Origin of the sequence: Kouleothrix sp. (assembly GCF_046328425.1) — a bacterium.
In the GTDB taxonomy this organism is placed as follows: domain Bacteria; phylum Chloroflexota; class Chloroflexia; order Chloroflexales; family Roseiflexaceae; genus Kouleothrix.
The window spans coordinates 70,867-88,752 of sequence record NZ_JAXLWP010000016.1; the positions used below are offsets into that span (position 1 = coordinate 70,867).

Consider the following 17,886-nt stretch of genomic DNA (forward strand, 5'->3'; position numbering starts at 1 on the left):
CGCCAGGTTGCGGCCACGCTGATCGCCAACCCGGCTCAGCGCTTCCTGCCGATGCTGCGGCGCTGACCGCGACAGGGGCCGCGCCACGTGCCGGCTTAGCCGGCCGGGCGCGGCATCCACAGCATCACCGCCGCGCCCACCAGGCAGATGCCCGCGCCAAGCCAATCCCAGCGGTCCGGCGCCGTCCCGTCTACCGCCCAGCCCCACAGCGTCGCGCCCAGAATAAACACCGCGCCGTACGCCGCGAACGCCCGGCCAAAGCTAAACACCTGCGCGGTCTGCACCAGGCTGTAGAGCAGCAGCGCCACAACGCCCGCCAGCACGAACGGCGCCGGCCGGCCGGCGTGCCGCCACTGCCACACCAGGTAGGCGCCGCCTAGCTCGCACACCGCCGCGATCGCAAACAGCCCAACCGCCTTGACCCCTGCTAGCATACCATCGCCTCTTTTCCGAAAGGTACTGCCGCGTATGCCGTGCCCCCGCGTGGGGCGCTTGGGGGCGCCAGCCCCCCTCTGCTGCAGGCTGAGCACGCCAACAGCGTAAGCCCTAAGTTGACAGGACTTACGCGGTCGCCTGCGATATCGGCTCCTTCTGCCTGCGGCAGCATTGTACTGCACTTTCTTTTGTGCTCAGATTTTGGCGCTTTGCGCCAAAATCTGAGCACCATCCATGGAAAAGTACCGCTCTGCCGAAGGCAAAAACGCGCACCGCGTAAGTCCTGTAAATTGACACGAGTTACGCGGTGGGGGTTTGGGGGCGGCAAAGCCGCCCTCCAACCCTCCCACGCGGGAGGACACCGCGTAAGTCCTGTAAATTGAAAGAATGCCGGCTCAAGCGCCGCGCCGGTGGCGCATGCCTCGTGGCGCCGAAAAGCGTGCCGCCGCGCGCAGGTGTGGTAGTATAGAGCGACATTGATGGGAGTACAACCGATGCCACGCTTTGATATCATCGCTTTCGACGCCGACGACACGCTCTGGCACTGCGAGCGCCTGTACGTCGAGGCCCAGGCCCAGCTGCGGCAGCAGCTGGCGCACTACCACAGCCCCGACTGGATCGACGAGCGCCTTTTCCAAACCGAGATGCGCAATCTGCAGCATTTCGGCTATGGCGTCAAGGCCTTCGCGCTCTCGATGATCGAGACGGCCGTCGAGCTGACCGAGGGCCGCGTCACCGGCCGCGAGATCCAGGCAATCATCGACTCGGCCAGGGCCATGCTGTCGGCCGACGTGGAGCTGCTCGAGCATGTGGCCGACACGCTGGCGCACCTGGCCGGCGCCTACACGCTCATGCTGATCACCAAGGGCGACCTGCGCGACCAGGAGCAGAAGATCGCGCGCTCGGGGCTGGCCGGGCACTTCCGCGCGGTCGAGATCGTGAGCGATAAGCGCCAGGAGATCTATGCTGCGCTGCTGCAGCGCCACCGCGTCGCGCCCGAGCGCTTTCTGATGGTCGGCAACTCGCTGCGCTCCGACATCCTGCCGGTGCTGGCGCTGGGCGCCAGCGCGGTGTATGTGCCGCACGAGTATACCTGGGCGCACGAAGCCGCCGACCTGCCGCTGGCAAGCCAGCCGGGGTTCTACGAGATCGCGCACCTTGGCATTCTGCCCGGCCTGATCGCGAGCCTGGAGGCCGGCTAGCACATCCGGCTGATCACTTGCTGTATGTTCGGGGTCGGGCGGCGAAGCCGCCAAACTAACTTTTCTTGTGCAGCGCCCGGCGCGGGCGCCGCCTAAGAACACAAGTAATCAAACGGAGTTGGTATAATACGGCACTTGGTGGGGGCGCGGGGCGAAGCCGCCGCGCGCCGCAGCAGACACATACCTGGCGGGAGGAACCAGCCCATGACCATCGAGGCAATCGTCGCCGAGGCTGTCGCCCAGATCGAGGCCAGCCACGCCGCCCGCGAGCGCGCGATCGCGACATCGCGCTCGCTGATTCGCCAGTGCGCCAACACCATCCGCGCGGTGCATCGCGGCGAGTTCGCCGAGGCCGCCGAGCTGCTTGGTGCCGCCGCCGAGACTGCCCACGGCCTGCGCGCCGGCCTCGCCGACGCTCCGGCGCTGCTGTTTGCCGGCTACACCCAGGACGCGCTCAAGGAGTACGCCGAGGCCGCGCTGGTGTACGCGTTTCTCCACGGCGACCCGCCGCCAGGCCCGGCGGCGCTCGGCGTCGACCCGGCGGCCTACCTGAATGGCCTGGCCGAGGCGGCCTCCGAGCTGCGCCGCGCCATCCTCGATGGCCTGCGCCATGGCCAGGTCGCGCGCGGCGAAACCTTGCTCGACGCGATGGACGATGTCTACAGCATGCTGGTGACGGTCGACTACCCCGACGCGATCACTGGCGGGCTACGCCGCACCACCGACGCGCTGCGCGCGGTGCTCGAGCGCACCCGTGGCGATATGACCGCCGCGCTGCGCCAGGAGCAGCTCGTGGCCGCGCTTGCGGCGTTCGAGGGCAAAATCGGCCCCGGCGCCTGAGCCGCCGCTCCGCCGCCCTACTCGGGCGCGAGCGCGAAGCCGGACAGCCGCTCGATCTCAAGCAGCAGCGCCGAGTGATCCAGGTCGCCGCCGCCGTGCTGCACCAGCGCGGTGTACAGCTGGTCGGCCAGCGCGCTGAATGGCAGTACCGCGCCGTGCGCGCGCGCCAGCTCGAGGACGATCCCTAGGTCTTTGCGGTGAAACCTGGCCTTGCCGCCTGGCGCAAACGCGTGGCGGGCCATGGTCGCGCCGCGCAGATCCATCACGCGGCTCTGCGCCAGGCCGCCGCCAAGCACCCGCAAGATCACCGCCGGGTCGACGCCGGCCATCGCGCCGAGCACCAGCGCCTCGGAGGCTGCGGCGTAGTGCAGCGCCACGGCGAGCTGGTTGCAGGCTTTCACCACCTGGCCGGCGCCGCTCGGCCCGCAGTGCGTGATCGTGCTGCCGAGCGCCGCCAGCACCGGTCGCGCGCGCTCGAGGTCGCCGGCCGCGCCGCCGACCATGATCGACAGCGTGGCCTGGCGCGCGCCGACGTCGCCGCCGCTCACCGGGGCGTCGAGCATATGCATGCCGCGCTCGGCCAGCGCTGCGGCAATGCGCTGAGCGGCGGACGGCGCGATCGTGCTCATGTCGATCAGCAGCAGCCCCGCCCGCCCGCCTTCCACCACGCCGTCACGGCCGAGCGCCACTGCCTCGACATCTGGCGCGTCGGGCAGCATGGTGATCACAACATCGCTCTGCGCGGCCAGATCGCGCGGGCTTCCGGCCGGCCGCGCCCCCGCTGCGGCGAGCTCGTCGATCGCCGGCTGGCTGCGGTTGAAGACGGTGAGGCTGAAGCCGGCGCGCAGTAGGTTGTGCGCCATTGGCTTGCCCATCAGCCCCAGGCCGATCAATCCTACTCGTTCGGGCATGCGTGCTCCTTCGGCGCTACTCGGCCAGCTGTAGGCGCGCCGCCAGCCAGGCCTCGCGGTCGGCGCGCGCGCGCTCGTTCAAGGCGTGGCCGCACTCGTACCAGGCGAGCTGCTTTGGCGCGCTGGCGGCGGCGAAAAAAGCTTCGGCGCGCGCTCGCGGCACGTGCGGGTCGTCGGTGCCGAACTGAAACAGCAGCGGCGCCGGCGCGAGGCTCGCCACGTGATCGATTGGATCGTAGGGCGCCATGCTGGCGGCAAAAGCTGCGCGCGGCGCTTCTTCCAGGCGCGGGTAGTACAGGTACCAGTCGGGGAAGCGCGGCGTTCCGGCCATCAGCGCGTAGCAGGCGGGCCGGCGATCGGCCGCGCCCATCAGCACGCCGTACATTGCGCCGAAGTCGTGCCCGACATACGCCAGCCGGCCGGGGTCGGCGCCCGGCTCGGCCAGCAGCAGGTCGAGCGCCTGGCGCAGCTCGATCACCTGGCGCACTGAGTTGCCGATGTCGTCGCCCTGGGTGCGCTTGAAGAACCAGTCGCGATCCGACCACATGGTTTCGACCAGCAGCGCGATTGCGCCGCGCCTGGCCAGCGCGCGGGCCTCGGCTTCAAACTGCGTGCGGTTCGAGTCGTGGGCCTCGGGCTCGTACCAGTGCACGAACAGGATCGCCGCGTAGCTGCCCGCAGCGGCCGGCCGGATGAGCGTGGCCACGCGCCGCTCGCCGCCGGGCGCGCGGTAGCTGAACAGCCGCTCGGCCACGCCGCCCGACTCAGCCTCCGCGATCGGGCGCTGGTCGGGCGGCGCGGCGCGGTCGTACTCAAACTGGTCGGCGATCGGCATGGCTTTCTCCTCGTTACGGCTGGCCGAGCGCGCGGATCTCGGCGGCGCAGAAGTCGGGCAGCGCGGCGGCCTCGCCGTGGCGCGTGGCTGCGCAGGCTTCGAGCAGCAGGCCCATCCGGCGCAGCCGGCCCTCGTGCTCGGGCGCGAGCGCGCCCATGGCGGTGTAGCCCTCGCGCACGCCCTGGCGAAACGCCGCCGGGTGGCGCGACAGCAGCGCGTGCGCCAGGTCGAAGAGCGGGTCGCCGCCAACCATATCGCCGGGCCGGGTGAGCGCCTCGATCTGCGCGCTTTCGCCCACGGTCACGAGCGCGCGCGCGGGCTCGATCGCGCCGTGCAGCACGCTGGCGCGCTCGCACGCCAGCGCAGGGTGATCGATCGTGGCGGCGCGCAGCGCATCGGCCAGCTCGGCGCCCAGCAGCTCGCCGGCGCGCGGCCAGAAGTCGAGGCCGCCCAGCCAGGCGCGTAGCGCATCGCCCCAGCCGCGCGCCGGCCAGCGCCCGGCGGTGGTGGGCCGGCCAAACCCCGCCGCGGCCACCTGGTGGGTGCGGCGCAGCGTCCGGCCAATCTGGCGTGCGACGACGCGCATGCGCGGGCCGTCTTCGAGCCAGTCGAGCGGCGCGCCGCTGGCGTAGCTTTCGATCGCGTAGGTGAACGGCGCGACGCTGCAGCTCAGGTCGTGCGCGATCAGCCGCGGGATGGGCAGGTTGGTGGCCGCCAGCGCGCGCAGCCAGTACACCTCGGCGGCGAGGTCGGTCTCGGGCGCGATCACCAGCAGCACATGGCTCGACGCGGTGCTGACGCGCACCTCGATCCGGCTGTCGTCGGCGGCGTGGAGTGTCGCGGCGCGCGGGCGCAGGTTAAGCGGGCCGACGAGCAGCGCGGCGTAGTCGCCCAGGCGCGCCAGGATGCGCCGGCGCGCGTCGGAGGCGCGCGGGTCTTGATCTGCCTCGGGGCGGTTCAGGCTGCTCCACATGCGCCAGAGAATAGCACGACCGGCGGGGGCGCGCAAATTCAGGGTCTTGCGCGATCACTCGCTCTGCGCTCTTTCGGGGCTATGCGCCCTGCGAGGCTTTCGGGGGCTACGCGCCCCTGCGAGGCTTTCGGGGCTATGCGCCCCTGCGAGACTTTCGGAGGGGGTACGCGCCCCCTGCGAGGCTTTCGGGGGCTCCGCGCCCCGCGCCCCGCGGCAGAGGGCGGCCGCCCGCCCTCTGCACTCCCCCGCTGGGGCTAGCGCCCCAGGCCCCATAAAGAATGACTTTTGTCTGTTGAGCCTCGGTGGCGCATCTGCTCGTGGCTAACCGACACGTCACTCCACGCCACGAGGCATGTGCGTCTGATATCGCCATTGGCACGGCCTTCGTTCCCGTAGGGCACGCTTTGTGGCTAACCGACACGTCACTCCGCGCCACGAGGCATGTTGCGTCTGAGATCGCCACTGGCACAGCCTTCTCCGTAGGGCACGCATCGTGCGTGCCTCCCTCCCCGATCGGGTTGAGCTAGGGCCTGCGCTCCCTCGCTCCCACGCTCTACGCTCCCCGCTCTCCGCTCCCTCGCTCACACGCTCCGCACTCCGCTATGGGTTAGCGAGCGGTACGCGCTGCGGTGGCCTGGGCGATCGTGTCCCAGCTCAGCGCGCGCGCGCTGGCGAGGGCGCTCTGGCCGAGCGCGTCGAGATCCGGCTGTGCGGCCGCGCGCGCCAGGGCCTGCGCCAGCGCGCCCACGTCGCCGGGCGCGAACAGAAAGCCCTGCTCGCCCTCGCTCACCAGCTCGGCCGCCGGCCCAAACGCCGGCGCAATCACCGGCCGCGCGTACGACATCGCGGCCAGCAGCGCTCCCGAGGTGAGCAACTGCCGGTAGGGCAGCGCCACGGCGTCGGCGGCGGCGAAGTAGCCGGCCAGCGCGTCGTCGGGCACAAAGCGCGCGTCGAGCCGCGCGCCTTCGATCGGCGCAGCGCGGCGGGCCAGCGCCGCCGCGTAGGCGCGGTCTTTTGGCGCGCCGGCGATCAGCAGCGTGCCGCGCGTGGCGGCGGGCAGGCGCTCAAACGCGTCGAGCAGGTCTTCCAGCCCTTTGTATGGCCGCAGCGCGCCGAGGCTCAGCAGCACGCGGCCGTCGGGCGGCAGCCCAAGCGCGGCCCGGCTGGCGGCGCGCTCGCGCGGCGGCCCGTAGCAGCCAATGGAGTTGCCGTGGGCGATCACCCGTGCCTGCGGCAGCGGGCCGTAGCGCCGTTCGAGCTGCGCGCGCGCGGCCTGGCTGTGCGCGATGATCGCGGCGCTCTGGCGCGCCACCGTGCGGTAGAGCAGCCATGCCCAGGTTGGCTGGTGCGCCTCGTGCGGCTGGAGGTTGTGCGCCGTCCACACCAGCCGCACGCCGCGCAGCCGCAGCAGGCTCAGCAGCGACACAAAGCCCAGGCTGCGCAGCGCCGTCGCGCCGCGGCTCGGCCGCTGGGTCAGCTCGTCGAAAAAGTGCAGGTGCAGAATGCGCGGCCCGCGCCCAAACGCCAGGCGCGGCAGCTCGGCGCGTGGCCGGCCGCGGCGCACCTGGATGCCCAGCGCGCCCATCGGCGCGTAGAGCATGTCGAGGTAGGGGTTAGCCGGCAGCTGCGGCGGCAGCGGGTAGACGGCGAGTGGCTGTGTCATAGCGCGTTTCTCGTGGCGGCGCGCCTGCGCCGCTCGGGACATTGCTGCTGCCGATTGTAGCGGGAAGCCGCGGCGCTGGCAAATTGGCCGCGTGGCGCGCTAGCCGCCGAGCATGCGTCGGCTGATTTGCTCCAGCACCAGCGTTTCGCGCCGCACCCAGCGCGCGGCACGCTCGCCACCCCGCAGCGCGGCGCTGTTGGCGCGGATCGCCTGGTCGATATCGACCCACGCCGGCAGCAGCCCGAGGGCGCGCTCGTACGCGTCGAGCTGCTGCGCGCCGGCCGGGCCAGTGGCTTCGCACAGGTAGTAGCGCGAGGTCATGCTGAACACGGCGTAGCCTGGCTCGATCGGCCGCGCGTGCTCGACCACCTGGCCGAACTCAGCGAGCACCTGGATGGCCCGCAGCCCGCACTCCTCGCGCAGCTCGCGCGCCAGCGCCGCTGCGTCAGTTTCGCCCGCCTCGACGCCGCCGCCCGGAAATTTATAATCGCCGGCGGCCGGCGACAGCAGCAGCAGCAGCTTGCGCCCGCGCATCACGATTGCGCGCACGGCCTCGCGCCGCAGCGCCGGGCCGCTGAGATCCAGCCCCGCGTCGTGCACAAGCGTCGCCAGCAGGATCATGCCGTGCTCCGCTCGGCCAGCATCAGCTCGATCCGCGCAGCGATCATATCGATCGCGATCGCGTTCAGCCCGCCGCGCGGGATGATAATATCGGCGTAGCGCTTGCTCGGCTCGACAAACTCGAGGTGCATAGGCCGCACCGTCTTCAGATACTGCTCGATCACCGACTCAGCCGATCGGCCGCGCTCGATCATGTCGCGCTGCAGGCGCCGGATGATCCGCAGGTCGCTCTCGGCGTCGACAAACAGCTTGATATTCATACGCGCGCGCAGGTCGGCGTCGGCGAAGATCAGAATACCCTCGAGCAGCACCACGGGCTGCGGCGGCACCGGCAGCACCTCGGGCTGGCGGGTGTAGGTGGCGAAATCGTAGCTGGGCAGCGCCACGGCCTGCCCGGCGATCAGCGCGTCGATATGCGCCAGGTACAGCCCATTATCAAACGCGTTGGGGTGGTCGAAATTGACGCGGTGCCGCTCTTCAAACGGCATGTGCGAAAGATCGGAATAATACGCGTCGTGCGGCAGCAGCGCGATCCGCTGCGCGCCCACCCGCTCGACGATCGCGCGCGTCACGGTGGTTTTGCCCGAGCCGCTGCCGCCTGCTACGCCAATCACCAAAGGCCGATGCACGTCGCAACCCACCTTCTATGGTACGCTGGGAGCCTACAGCGCCCAGGCGCCCACCATTGGTATTTCCAAACAATTGTAGAACTTAGGCAGTTGGCGTGCTCAGCCTTTGGCGGTACTTTTTCATGGATGGTGCTCAGAAGGTGGCGCAAAGCGCCAAAATCTGAGCACAAAGGATACAGTACCATGCTGCCGCAGGCAGAAGGAGCCCATATCGCAGGCGACCGCGTAAGCCCTGTAAAACTATTATAGCCGAGAGTGGTACAATAGCCGCACAGCCGCTCAAGAAACGTCAACAACGAGGTTGCGCCTATGACCGTCACCCTGGCCGACATTCAGGCCGCCCGGCGCGTGCTGCGCGGGATCATCAACGCCACGCCGATTTTGTCCGACGAGCGCCTCTCCGACGAGCTAGGCGCGCGTGTGTTTCTGAAGGCCGAAAACACCCAGCGCAGCGGCTCGTTCAAGATCCGCGGCGCCTACAACACGATCAGCCGGCTCGCGGCCGACGAGCGCGCGCGCGGCGTGATCGCACACTCGGCCGGCAACCACGCGCAGGGCGTGGCGCTGGCTGCGCGGCTGCAGGGCATCCCCGCCACGATCGTCATGCCCGAGCGCGCGCCGCTCACCAAGGTGGCCGCCACGCGCCGGCTAGGCGCCGAGGTGATCTTGCACGGCGCCAGCTTCGACGACGCCGGCGCGCACGCGCGCGTGCTCCAGCAAGAGCGCGGCCTGACGTATGTGCACGCATTCAACGACGAGCGGGTGATCGCCGGGCAGGGCACGATCGGCCTCGAGATCGTCGAGGCGCTGCCGGATCTCTCGGTGCTGGTGGTGCCAATCGGTGGCGGCGGCCTGATCGGCGGCATCGCGGTCGCCGTCAAGGCGCTCATGCCCGATGTGCGCATCATTGGCGTGCAGGCGGCCGGCTGCGCGCCGGTGCCGCAGTCGCTCGCGGCCGGCGAGCCGATCACCGCCGCCACCGCGCGCACAATCGCCGATGGCATTGCGGTAAAGCGCCCGGGCGACCTGACGCTGCCGATTATTCGCGATCTGATCGACGAGGTGGTGACGGTCGACGACGACGAGATCGCGCGCGGGATTGCGCACGCCGCCCAGAACGCGCGCCAGGTGGTCGAGGGCGCCGGCGCTGCCGGCGTGGCGGCGCTGCTGGCCGGCAAGGTGCGCCTGTCGGGCGGCGACACCGCCTGCACGGTGCTGTGCGGCGGCAATATCGACGGCAACCTGCTGGCGCGCGTGCTCGAGCAGGTGCTGGTGAAGCAGGGGCGCTACATCCTGCTGCGCACGACCGTCGACGACCGGCCGGGCAACCTGGCGCCGCTGATCGACCACGTCGCGCGCGCGGGCGCGAATGTGATCGATATCTTCCACCGCCGCGCGGTCTGGCTGGTGCCGGTCGACCGCGTCGGCATCGAGATGGTGCTTGAGGTGCGCGACGAGTCCCACGGCCAGGCCGTGGTGCAGCACCTGGCCAGCGCGGGCTACCCGATCGAGCGCGAGGGCCAGGGGCTGTGGCCGGGGTAGCACACGCCGGCTGTGGGCGGCGGGCATGCCGGCGGCAAACAACCAAACCCGCACAGGGCACGGAAAGCCTTCCGCCTGTGCCCAGCTTCAGCGGTTCATACCAAATCCGGCTGAGCGCTTAGATTATGGTGGAGGTTCGGGGGCAGCTTTGCCGCCCCCGAAATTTCTTTTTCTTGTGCGGCGCCCGGCAAAGCCGGCCGCCGCACAAGAAAACACAAGTAATCAAACAGAGTTGGTATCAACCCGCTGGGATGGTAGTGCTCTGCCAGAGGGGCCCTACCGGTGCTCGACGGCGCCGAGCGCCTTGAGCGCCGCCCGCTGGGCTTCGGTCAGCCCCATCGCGCCAGCGATATTCATCCCGCTATATGGACCCTCCGCACGCAGCGTCGCCACGCACACGCCGGTAGCAAGCTCCCATAGCCGGATCGTCTCGTCGTCGCTGCCACTAGCGAGGATGGCGCCGTCGGGGCTGAACGCCACGGCAAAGACACCGCCCACGTGGCCGAGCAGGCAATGCCGCTCTGAGCCATGATCGCAGTCCCACACACGCACCGTTCCATCCAGGCTGCCGCTCGCGACCAGCGTCTCGTCAGGGCTGAGCGCGGTGGCCATGACATAGTTGGTGTGGCCGTGTAGGATGCGGGTGAGCTGCCCGGTGGTTACATCCCAGAGGCGAACCGTTAGATCCCAGCTCCCGCTGACCAGCAGCGCGCCACGCATGCTCATTGCGAGGGCGGTGATGATCGCGCTATGGCCACGGAGCAGGCGCAGCGGCTGACCAGTTCGTGCGTTCCAGAGCTGGATGCCGAATTCATCAGTCGGCGTCGCGAGGAGCAGATCGCTGCTCTCCGGCTGCCTGCCCCACGCGACCGGGCCAGCCGAGTGTCGCTGGCCATGGTGCACGCTACGATGCCGATCGTCGTGAAGATCCCATATCCATACGGTTCCATCCACATCGCCGCTGGCGAGCCACTTTCCGTCTGGGCTGTAGCGAACCTGGTGGACTGCCGCCATGTGCCCCGCGAAGACCCGGGCGAGCTGACCGGTGCCAACATCCCACAGCCGCACCTTGCGATCGTTCCCAGCGCTGGCCAGCGTGGTGCCATCAGGGCTGATAGCCACTGTGGTCACCTCGTGAATTTGGCCTTCCAGGGTCGCCCGCACCGCCCGGCTGGATGTGCCCCAGAGGCGGACAACCTGATCGTGATGGGCGCTTGCGAGCGTTGCCCCATCGGGGCTGAATGCCAGCGCCCAGATCCAGGAGGTGTGGCCGCGCAGCATGGTGCGTAATTGACGGGTCTGCACATCCCACAGCCGTATGGTCTGGTCATAACCGCCGGTGACGAGCGTCACGCCGTCGGGGCTGAAGACCAGCGCGCTGACATATGAGGTATGGCCGGCCAGCAGCGCCACGAGCTGGCCGGTGCGCAGATCCCACAGGCGCACCGTCTGGTCCCAGCTCCCGCTGGCCAGCAATCCGCTGGTAGGGCTGAACCCGAGCGCCGTCACCACATTGGTATGCCCCTCAAGCACATGCACTGGCAGACCAGTGTGTGCATCCCACAGCCGAATCGTCCGGTCGCCGCCGCCGCTGGCGATCAGGCAGCCGTCGGGGTTATAGGTCACCCTCGGCACGATATCGGTATGCCCCTGGAGCGTGCCAAGGCTGGCGCCAGTGGCCGCATCCCATTGGTAGATCGTGGGGTCGTACCCGCTGCTCAGAAGTGTGGAGCCATCGGGGCTCCATGCCAGGCAGAGCGTCAGCGGGGCGTGCTGCTGCACGGTGTGGCGAAGCGTCGCCGTGGCCGTATCCCAGATCCGGACCGCGCCATCATAGCCAGAACTTGCCAGCATCCCACGCGAGCTAAAGGCGAGCCCGATCACGCCCCCGGCGTGCGCCTGGATCACGCGGGCGTCGTTCGCGTCGGCGAGATCCCAGAGCCGGATGGTCTCGTCGGAAGCGCCACTCGCCAGGGTCGCGCCGTCAGAGCTAAAGACCACGGAGTTGATCAGCGCGGTGTGCCCGGTGTACGCGCGGATGAGCCGCCGCTCAGCGAAATGCCACAGAAACACCGTCCCGTCAATGGCCCCTGCCGCGAAGAGCTGGCCGTCGGGGCTGAAGGCCACGCTGGTGATCGCGCGCATGTTCTGGGTGAACGCAACCCCGCGGAGATCGGCGTGGGCAAGATTGAGGCCAGGTGTGCGGGCGCCGCGCAGGTCGGCCTGCCAGACGGACAGCCCAGCCAGGTCTAGCCCAACCAGCTCGTCGCCCAGGTGGATGAGCATGGCGAGCACATTCCCGGCTGCATAGCTCGCCGCCAGCTGCGGGCGCCCACGCAGTTGTGCAGGCAGGGCTCGTAGCATAGTCAGCAAGGCCGCCTGCCCCAGCCGTGCTGTGAGGCACTCAGTCACTGGGCCTAGAATCAGGCGGATCTGGCTCTGGCGCACATACTCGGGGCTCTGGGCCTTGCTGAGCGCGTGGCGCGCGAACAGGCCGAGCTGACCAACCTCAAGCTCTTGCACCACCTGTGCTACCAGGAGATCGGTGGTGTACTCCATCACCACGTTTTGCAGCGTAAACCCCTGGCCGTGCTGCTCCAGCAGCGAGCGCCGCTGCAGCGAGCGCAGCGCCTCCAGCACCGCGCGCTGCGTCTCGCGGTTGACGAGGTTGGTCTGGAGAACGGCGATCGACGTCGGCTCACGCTCGATCGCCAGCCAGACCATCAGCTCGCGCTCCAGCGGAGCGAGGCGTTCGAACTGCTCGTCGAGCACATCGCGGATATCATCGAAGATCGGCGCCTCGTCGCGAAGGAATGCGCCGGCATCACCCTTGAAGAGGTCGCGGATCGTTGCGGCCACGAGCTTCAGGGCCAGCGGGTTGCCAGAGTAGTGCTCCACCAGCGCGGAGTGCCCCGCCACTGCCTCATCTAGGCCGCGCTCGCGTAGGAGCGCGAGGCCGGTCTCCAGATCGAGACCTGCCAGGTGTAGCACGCGCACCGGTGAGTTTGTCCCAACGAGCTGCTCCAGCTCCAGTGGGCGCTCACGGCTGGTGAGCACGAGGCAGCTCTTGTGCTGGCCCTGCCCGACGCGCGCGATCAGCTGCTCATAGTCAGCGTAGCCTGGGCGATAGGCGCCAGCGCGCGTGCCAGTTTGCAGAAGGCTTTCGAGGTTGTCTAGTATGAGTAGGCAGCGCTGGTCACGGAGCAGCGAGAGCAGGAGATCAAGCTGTGAGTCCAGGCTTACGGGTACGCTGGCGCTGGTCTCGGCCGAGAGCGCTTGGATGCAATTCCGCAGCAGCTCGCCAAGCTGTGGCGCGTTGATGAGCGAGCGCCAAATTACGCGGTCGAAGCGATCGGCAAGCGATGCCCCAAGTGTCGCCGCCACGCTGCTCTTGCCCATGCCGCCCATCCCGACGATCGCGACCACATGGCACTGATCGTCGATGAGCCAGCGTCGCAGCGTCTGCAGCTCGTGCTGCCGACCGACAATCAGCCCGACGTATGGCAGATCGCTTGGGGCGCGCGGCGCGAGCGCCGGCGGCTGCTCGCTGGAGTGGGTCGCGGCAAAGGCGCGTGACCTGAGTGCAACAAGGTCGGTATCGAGCGCGCCGGAGCGGATCTGCTCGGCCAGTCGAGCCGTCTCCTCGGCTGGCTCGACATCCAGCTCCTCGGCCAGGGCGCGCTGGCAGATCGCATATTGGTTGAGCGCCTCGCCGCGCCTCCCACTCCGTGCTAGCAGCTGCATCAGGGCCCGGTGCGCCTCCTCCTGCCATGGCTCGATCGCAAGCCAGCGCCGGGCGTAGTGCTCGGCGCGCTCGTCGTCGCGGCGCGCAACGTGGTGTGCCAGTAGGTAGGCCAGCAGGTCGGCGGTTTGGCGCTGCCACAGCTCGCGCTCGCGGAGCAGCCAGGTCTCGAATTCCGGGCTACCGTCGATATACAGCCCAGCCAGGAATTCGCCCCGGTAGAGGGCGAGCGCGGCGTCAAGCGCGGCGAGATCCGGCCGAGCATGCCCACGAGCGACATCGCGCGCCAGTGTCTCGAAGCGCGAGGTATCGACCTGTTCGATGTACTGGGGGGCTAGGGCAACGGTGTAGTAGTCGGCGTCGAAGGCGCCAGGGATGATCGCGGCGAGCTGGCTGAGCTCGCGGCTGAGGTTGCGTCTTCCAAGTGCCTCCAACTTCTCGCCCCACAGCAGAAAAGCGAGCTGGCTGCGCAGCACCGGCTGGCGCTGGCGGGCAAGGTAGCTGAGGAGCGCGACCGACTTGCGTGAGGAGAACGCACGCACGCGGCGCTCGCCGATCAGAATCTCGGGCGGGCCAAGCAGCAAGATGGCCGGCGAGCGCGAGAGACTCAGCTGCATAGTCACTCCTGTCCGTCGCGATGGGATCGCAAATGCCGGAAGGGTACGTAGCAAGCTGATTCCGAGCAGCTTCCGATCACTTTCAGATCAGTGGTCGGCGATAGTGTAGCAGACAGCGGAGTGAAAGTGAAGTGCTCAGTGCCAGCCCGGCGAGTTTACCGTTCGGATCGGCTACGCTGCTGGAAAATCGCACCATATTCGTCGAGGCGAGCGCCGTGGGTCGCATTGGCGGCGAGCGCATCTCAGAGCTTTTTGGCAGCCTGCCCGTTGACAAGAGGCGCCCGGCGACAGTATTATTGAGCCATCCTCAAACCATCTTGCACGCCCACGTTTCGCTTCCGCCGCTGGTATAGCGCTTACACCAAATCCGGCTGATCGCTTGGATTATGGTGGGGGGTTCGGGGGCGGCTTCGCCGCCCCCGGAGGCTTCTTTTTCTTGTGCGGCGCCCGGCGAAGCCAGCGCAAAAACACAAGTAATCAAACGGAGTTCGTATTACAGGTTGCGAGGCCCCCAATGTCGAAACGCCTGACCCGGCGGCAGGAGCTGATCTTTCTGCTGTTTGTGATTGGCCTGTTGATCCTGGCGATCGTGCTGCTGCCGCGGCTGCTGCCAGCCCCCACCGGCAGTGGCACCGGTGCGGCCGGCGCGCCGACCGGAACCACCACACCCCAGCTGGCCGCCGGCGCGACTGTGCCGGCCCAGCCGACCGCCGCGCCGCTGCCGACGCTCGACCCAGCCACTGCGAGCCGCTGTCGCGACCAGGTCAAAGGCTTCATCAGCCAGCTCGACCCGGTGGTCAGCGCGTGGGTCGACGCGCGCAAGGCCGCCGGGCGCGCGCCGCAGGAGCAGCTGGCCGGCCAGGTCGATAAGCTCCTGGCAGTGCGCCAGCAGGCCCATGCGCTGGCCGTGCCAAGCTGCGCCGAGGCAGCCTACCTGAGCCTGCTCGACTCGATGGACCACACGATTGAGGCATACCGCGGCTTCGTGAATGAGCTGCCCGACGAGGCGATCCAGGGCGAGCTGCAGAAGGCCAATCAGTCGTTCACGCGGTATGTTGGGGAGATTGACCAGCTGAGATGACGACGAAACCCGGATTGCAATTTTTCGTGATTTGTAGGCTGTAACGCTTTCAGGTGATCGTAGTAGATTGTCCATATCGTCAGCAGATCGGATCGCCGGTGTGCTGCCAGTTGCCCCAACTAATGAAGGCTTATTGCATGACGCACACTCGGCAGTCGCCTTGAGCGATTTGTTGGATGACCTCACCTATCCGAGTTTGCATGCTCCTATGTCTTCGTTCCATCCACTTTCTTCTGAATCTCTTCGACGTTTGTCTGCCACTTTCCCCATTCCACCTCTAGTTGGTTTGCTCGTACATCCCCTTGTTTCAATTCTTTGTACTTCTTTTGCAACGATAGTATTGCTGGGAAGTCTTCCATAAGCACGTTAATAAAATTATCCTGTACCCACTCAGCCAATTTTTCTCTGGAGGATTGCTTCTTACTCCACTCGCTTAGCTCTGTATTGAACTCATCTCTAGTTAGGTAGTTTGTGTTACCTTGGCGTACACCTCCACCGCCCCCACCACCCTTTATATCGGTCACGTGTGCATCGCCGACCTTCCACGTTCCCTTCTCGAGCGAGTACCCTGCGGTCACTGCCATCATTATCGACCTCTGTTTCCGTACTGCTGCGTCGAGTTGGCCGTTTGTCATTCCTGTCACCTTCACTCCTAATATCCTCGTTTTAATAGATTGGGCTATTTTCTTCACCTCGTTCTCTACCTCTGCACTCCGCTTCGCGAATAACTCTTTAGCCTGATCATCTTCTTTCGCTTTCTGTAGTAGACTCATCAGGGACACTAGCGAATCTACAAAAAAATCTATTCCCTTATTAATCTCTTCATCCTTCGCCGCAGTGAATGACGCCACCGCCCTATGCCACGTTTTCATCGAGAGTGATATATAATAATACCACTTATTCTTCTCCTGTATATCCCCAGACTCCTTCCAAGACTTTGCTCCTGTTTTAACACCTTCTGCCGCATACTCTACTTTGTTTACTATATGTAGCCCTATTAGCTCCGGCAAGTCCCCCATTTCCGCCATATTCGATCTCTTCTTACGCAGAATTGTGGTTGTCTTAAACTAATCCTCCTTCCAGTATCCCTCTTCTTTGGTTATCTCCTGCGAAAATAGCTTCTCCTCGTTCCTTCTACCTTCCGACTCGTTATGGGTCTCGCCGGCTACATTGAGCACGCCCTTCTCCAGCCCTTTACGCTGAATCGCTCGCGCTCCTCCATTCGGAACGTACTCTCCTCCTTCTGTTTTTCCCTGTTGCACTCCGTCGAGCGCGGGTTCTTCGGTGAGTTTAGCCTGAATTACCAGGCGTGGTTTCGCCTCAGAAAAAAGGTCACTGACCGCCCGATTACCAATCGTGCGCTGAAGTTGTAGCACATCATGCGGGGTTCGCGTCTTGGGATCAAGCTTGACCTTTTGGAGGGCAGCGGCAGAGTTGGTTTGCTGCTCGGCAAGCGGCTCAAAATCTCCGGTAGCCGGATTCAACGACTGTTCTTTGTTGGCCTTACTATAATGTTCCTGCTCTTTCGAAGGCATCATTACCTCCATTGGACTGTAACGCCAATTCACCGAACCATAGGTAATGGGTGCTTCTTTCAGTCTGACTCTTGGTCAGTATGTCATAGTGGTCTGGCTGTCCAGAGGTGCAGTTTAAGAATATCCTATTGGAAAATATTGCTGAATTTTTGATTACCTTCCCACCGGCGCCGCCACCGCCGTCGGAAGCCCGCACGGCCCCTTGAGCGCGTACACGACGCTGACCTGTGCGTTGATCACGCGGATCGTCGGCTTGCCGAGGCCGGGGATGAGCGGCTCGCGGCGGCTGTTGACATCCTCGCTGATCGAGATGATATCGCCCAGCTGCCCCTGCGCCATCTGGGCGTACTCGGCCGCCTGGGCCCTGGCTTTGGCAAACGCCTGCCGGCGCGCATCTTTCTCGATCGATGTAGCGTCTGTGGTCGCGAAGCTCACGTCTTTGAAGCTGCCCCCGCCCAGCGCCAGCACCTGCGCCAGCACCTCCGAGCCGGGCGTGCCGCCTGGCCGGGCCACCGTCACCAGCAGCGGCGTGAGCACGCGGTAGGCGGTGATCGCGCGGTCGTCGCCTAGCACCGGCGCGATCTGCGAGTTCATGACACGTACGGCGTCGCCGGTGAGCCCGAGGCCCTGCAGCTGCTGCGTGAACTCGGCAACCTTGGCGGCGTTGCTCTTCAGGGCCTCGTCGAGCGTGACCTCCAGCGACTTGACGTCGACCTGGGCGGTGGCCGAGTCGGGCTGGGCCGGCAGCTCGACGTAGCCGGTGCCGGTGACGGTGCAGTTGGCCAGGCGTTGCGCCAGATACTGCACCCCAGCCTGCGCGGTGCCCGACTGCTCGGCGAGCGCGGTGCGCTGGGCCTGCGCCTCCTGCACCAGCTGCGTGACATCGGTGGCATGGGCGTCGGCCAGCCTGGCGATATTGGTGGCCTGGGCATCGACAAGCTGGGCGACGCTGGTGGCCTGAACGTCGGCGAGCCTGGCGAGGCCGGCGCTCTGCGCCTGGGCGGCCTGAACCATCTGCGCCCCCTGCTCGCGGATCGCGCCAGCTACTGGGCTCATGTCCAGGACGATCGTCGGCAGTGAGGCTGACCCGCCGCCGGTCTGGGCTTGCGCGGCGGGCGCGACCGCCAGCAGGCTCTGGGCCGCCGCGATCAGCAGCAGTAGGGAGGCGGTGCCTATCAAGAAGGTATATCGCTGTCGCATGCTCGTCAACTCCGATCGCTCGCGTAATACTATAGCGATGTGCAGAACAGCTGCCGGCTC

At 66.8% G+C, this 17,886-nt stretch carries 15 protein-coding genes; 4 read left to right on the forward strand and 11 right to left on the reverse strand.

All coding sequences use genetic code 11. The features are described from left to right. Positions 1 to 95: 95 nt before the first annotated feature. On the reverse strand, positions 96 to 434 hold the full coding sequence (locus tag U0177_RS15960; RefSeq protein WP_409571643.1) for a YnfA family protein: 339 nt from the start codon (positions 432 to 434) through the stop codon (positions 96 to 98). A gap of 495 nt (positions 435 to 929) precedes the next feature. Between U0177_RS15960 and U0177_RS15965 the strand changes: the two genes are divergently transcribed. Together U0177_RS15965 and U0177_RS15970 are read left to right on the forward strand one after the other, a co-directional pair. Beyond that, positions 930 to 1,637, forward strand: a complete 708-nt coding sequence (locus U0177_RS15965; RefSeq protein WP_409571644.1) for an HAD family hydrolase — start codon at positions 930 to 932, stop codon at positions 1,635 to 1,637. A gap of 204 nt (positions 1,638 to 1,841) precedes the next feature. After that, complete coding sequence (locus U0177_RS15970) at positions 1,842 to 2,477, forward strand: haloacid dehalogenase (RefSeq protein ID WP_409571645.1); 636 nt, start codon at positions 1,842 to 1,844, stop codon at positions 2,475 to 2,477. A gap of 17 nt (positions 2,478 to 2,494) precedes the next feature. Here U0177_RS15970 and U0177_RS15975 read toward each other — a convergent pair whose 3' ends face one another. From U0177_RS15975 to udk, 6 genes are all read right to left on the reverse strand, one after another. Beyond that, positions 2,495 to 3,388, reverse strand: coding sequence for a 2-hydroxy-3-oxopropionate reductase (locus U0177_RS15975; protein WP_409571646.1), 894 nt, complete (start codon positions 3,386 to 3,388; stop codon positions 2,495 to 2,497). A gap of 16 nt (positions 3,389 to 3,404) precedes the next feature. Then, the gene (locus tag U0177_RS15980; protein ID WP_409571647.1) at positions 3,405 to 4,223 is read right to left on the reverse strand and encodes an alpha/beta hydrolase family protein; all 819 of its coding nucleotides are present in this window, start codon (positions 4,221 to 4,223) and stop codon (positions 3,405 to 3,407) included. A gap of 13 nt (positions 4,224 to 4,236) precedes the next feature. Then, positions 4,237 to 5,232 (reverse strand): phosphotransferase family protein, encoded by a 996-nt coding sequence (locus tag U0177_RS15985; protein WP_409571648.1) that lies wholly within the window; start codon positions 5,230 to 5,232, stop codon positions 4,237 to 4,239. Between the two features lie 571 nt (positions 5,233 to 5,803). Then, a complete protein-coding gene (locus U0177_RS15990; RefSeq protein ID WP_409571649.1) occupies positions 5,804 to 6,859 on the reverse strand; it encodes a glycosyltransferase in 1,056 nt (351 codons plus the stop codon). 99 nt (positions 6,860 to 6,958) lie between these two features. After that, complete coding sequence (locus tag U0177_RS15995; protein ID WP_409571650.1) at positions 6,959 to 7,480, reverse strand: NUDIX hydrolase; 522 nt, start codon at positions 7,478 to 7,480, stop codon at positions 6,959 to 6,961. After that, the gene (gene udk, locus U0177_RS16000) at positions 7,477 to 8,109 is read right to left on the reverse strand and encodes a uridine kinase (protein WP_409571651.1); all 633 of its coding nucleotides are present in this window, start codon (positions 8,107 to 8,109) and stop codon (positions 7,477 to 7,479) included. The genes U0177_RS15995 and udk overlap by 4 nt, the downstream gene beginning before the upstream one ends. Positions 8,110 to 8,418: 309 nt before the next feature. Here udk and ilvA point away from each other — a divergent pair, with 309 nt between their 5' ends. Continuing rightward, entirely contained in the window at positions 8,419 to 9,651 is a 1,233-nt protein-coding gene (gene ilvA, locus U0177_RS16005) for a threonine ammonia-lyase (protein WP_409571652.1), read from the forward strand. A 276-nt stretch (positions 9,652 to 9,927) separates the two neighbouring features. Here ilvA and U0177_RS16010 read toward each other — a convergent pair whose 3' ends face one another. Then, on the reverse strand, positions 9,928 to 14,010 hold the full coding sequence (locus tag U0177_RS16010) for a BTAD domain-containing putative transcriptional regulator (RefSeq protein ID WP_409571653.1): 4,083 nt from the start codon (positions 14,008 to 14,010) through the stop codon (positions 9,928 to 9,930). A 514-nt stretch (positions 14,011 to 14,524) separates the two neighbouring features. Between U0177_RS16010 and U0177_RS16015 the strand changes: the two genes are divergently transcribed. After that, positions 14,525 to 15,091: a hypothetical protein gene (locus tag U0177_RS16015; protein WP_409571654.1), complete on the forward strand. Its 567-nt coding sequence runs from the start codon at positions 14,525 to 14,527 to the stop codon at positions 15,089 to 15,091. Positions 15,092 to 15,297: 206 nt separating this feature from the next. Here the strand turns inward: U0177_RS16015 and U0177_RS16020 are convergent, their stop codons facing one another. The 3 genes from U0177_RS16020 to U0177_RS16030 form a co-directional block, all read right to left on the reverse strand. Beyond that, positions 15,298 to 16,119, reverse strand: coding sequence for a hypothetical protein (locus U0177_RS16020; RefSeq protein WP_409571655.1), 822 nt, complete (start codon positions 16,117 to 16,119; stop codon positions 15,298 to 15,300). 39 nt (positions 16,120 to 16,158) lie between these two features. Then, entirely contained in the window at positions 16,159 to 16,629 is a 471-nt protein-coding gene (locus U0177_RS16025) for a hypothetical protein (protein WP_409571656.1), read from the reverse strand. Between the two features lie 150 nt (positions 16,630 to 16,779). Continuing rightward, on the reverse strand, positions 16,780 to 17,826 hold the full coding sequence (locus U0177_RS16030; RefSeq protein WP_409571657.1) for an SIMPL domain-containing protein: 1,047 nt from the start codon (positions 17,824 to 17,826) through the stop codon (positions 16,780 to 16,782). Positions 17,827 to 17,886: the final 60 nt, after the last annotated feature.

Bases quoted from the DNA above. Each gene is read 5' to 3' on its own strand.
- U0177_RS16030 (WP_409571657.1), bottom strand. From the start codon at position 17,826: ATGCGACAGCGATATACCTTCTTGATAGGCACCGCCTCCCTACTGCTG.
- U0177_RS15975 (WP_409571646.1), bottom strand. From the start codon at position 3,388: ATGCCCGAACGAGTAGGATTGATCGGCCTGGGGCTGATGGGCAAGCCA.
- U0177_RS16010 (WP_409571653.1), bottom strand. From the start codon at position 14,010: ATGCAGCTGAGTCTCTCGCGCTCGCCGGCCATCTTGCTGCTTGGCCCG.
- U0177_RS16020 (WP_409571655.1), bottom strand. From the start codon at position 16,119: ATGGCGGAAATGGGGGACTTGCCGGAGCTAATAGGGCTACATATAGTA.
- U0177_RS16015 (WP_409571654.1), top strand. From the start codon at position 14,525: ATGTCGAAACGCCTGACCCGGCGGCAGGAGCTGATCTTTCTGCTGTTT.
- U0177_RS15970 (WP_409571645.1), top strand. From the start codon at position 1,842: ATGACCATCGAGGCAATCGTCGCCGAGGCTGTCGCCCAGATCGAGGCC.
- U0177_RS15980 (WP_409571647.1), bottom strand. From the start codon at position 4,223: ATGCCGATCGCCGACCAGTTTGAGTACGACCGCGCCGCGCCGCCCGAC.
- ilvA (WP_409571652.1), top strand. From the start codon at position 8,419: ATGACCGTCACCCTGGCCGACATTCAGGCCGCCCGGCGCGTGCTGCGC.
- U0177_RS16025 (WP_409571656.1), bottom strand. From the start codon at position 16,629: ATGATGCCTTCGAAAGAGCAGGAACATTATAGTAAGGCCAACAAAGAA.
- U0177_RS15965 (WP_409571644.1), top strand. From the start codon at position 930: ATGCCACGCTTTGATATCATCGCTTTCGACGCCGACGACACGCTCTGG.
- U0177_RS15990 (WP_409571649.1), bottom strand. From the start codon at position 6,859: ATGACACAGCCACTCGCCGTCTACCCGCTGCCGCCGCAGCTGCCGGCT.
- U0177_RS15995 (WP_409571650.1), bottom strand. From the start codon at position 7,480: ATGATCCTGCTGGCGACGCTTGTGCACGACGCGGGGCTGGATCTCAGC.
- U0177_RS15960 (WP_409571643.1), bottom strand. From the start codon at position 434: ATGCTAGCAGGGGTCAAGGCGGTTGGGCTGTTTGCGATCGCGGCGGTG.